Origin of the sequence: Okeania sp. SIO3I5 (assembly GCF_010672085.1) — a bacterium.
Classification (GTDB): Bacteria; Cyanobacteriota; Cyanobacteriia; order Cyanobacteriales; family Microcoleaceae; genus Trichodesmium.
Genome location: NZ_JAAHHT010000554.1, coordinates 1 through 1,037 on the forward strand (window position 1 = coordinate 1; position 1,037 = coordinate 1,037).

Below are 1,037 nucleotides of genomic sequence, written 5' to 3' on the forward strand. Positions count from 1 at the left end.
TACAAATCGGTCGCGAGCTTTGATTAACTGCTTCTGGAGTGAATTGAACAGCGGCTACCCATTTATTTTGTTTGTAGTAAAAATGCCAAGTTTTACTACCATCAATAGGCATCCGGTTAATGTTTCTTTTGAACTCACCCAACTCTGTTTTAACGTACTTGCCGAATCTCTTTTCAAAGCAATAAGGTACTCTAAATCGGATAGTTAAGCCATCCCACTAACAAACTTGATTACCATAACTTTCTGTTTGACTACCAACGATAAAAACATGATTCAAAGGCACTTTTACTTGAATTTGAGCCGACTTTAAATGCTCAATCTTATTAGTTAAATTGTAAATATAGCGCTTTTTGTGGTGAATTTGAAATCTGAGGTTTTGCCAATTTGTCTCATTGTACTTCACCGAACATGACAAAGGAAAACCACAGCCAGTTTGACTATTTTGCCAGTTCTTTTTTCCATAAAACTTTCTAGCATCTTTTAACTTTTTCTCCGTTTTTTTTTACCAATTAATAGCAGATTTTAATTTTCCTCCTAACTGCTTAATGTGATTCTGACGACACTCTTTGGCAGACTCTACCTGGCCAAAGGCAAATGCAATTACACCAAAGCGCGTATCTTTTATTGATTTGATACGCTTTTTGTACATAAGTATTCCACTTAGACTTATTAAACAAGCTGCCAGATAATAGATTCTGAACCGTTTCACATACTGCCTTGCGTATTATTGGGGAGTATGCTACCAAGAATGCCTGAAATTTGGTCATCCCTAAAGCATTTAATTCATCTAATGGTTCTGGTAATGCTTGACAATATGTTATTGTGGCCATTTATTATCACCCTAACTTTTTTGATTATAAAATTAAAAAGAACGAAAATCACAACTTTCTGTAAGAAATTGCGGGAAAAAAACAAGTTTTTCCAGCTTTTTTGTTACCTAGCAAATGCCCCTTCTTTTCTCAGCACGACTATTTTCCGTAATGCTCTGTAGGATATTAAATATTTTGCTTTGAGAATGGTTGAAACAACAAAACATC

At 34.8% G+C, this 1,037-nt stretch carries 2 protein-coding genes; both read right to left on the minus strand.

Annotated elements, in window-relative coordinates:
- Positions 1–217 precede the first annotated feature (217 nt).
- Positions 218–415, minus strand: coding sequence for a hypothetical protein (locus F6K40_RS40495; protein ID WP_293146064.1), 198 nt, complete (start codon positions 413–415; stop codon positions 218–220).
- Between the two features lie 127 nt (positions 416–542).
- Positions 543–830, minus strand: coding sequence for a hypothetical protein (locus F6K40_RS40500; RefSeq protein WP_293146067.1), 288 nt, complete (start codon positions 828–830; stop codon positions 543–545).
- Positions 831–1,037 lie beyond the last annotated feature (207 nt).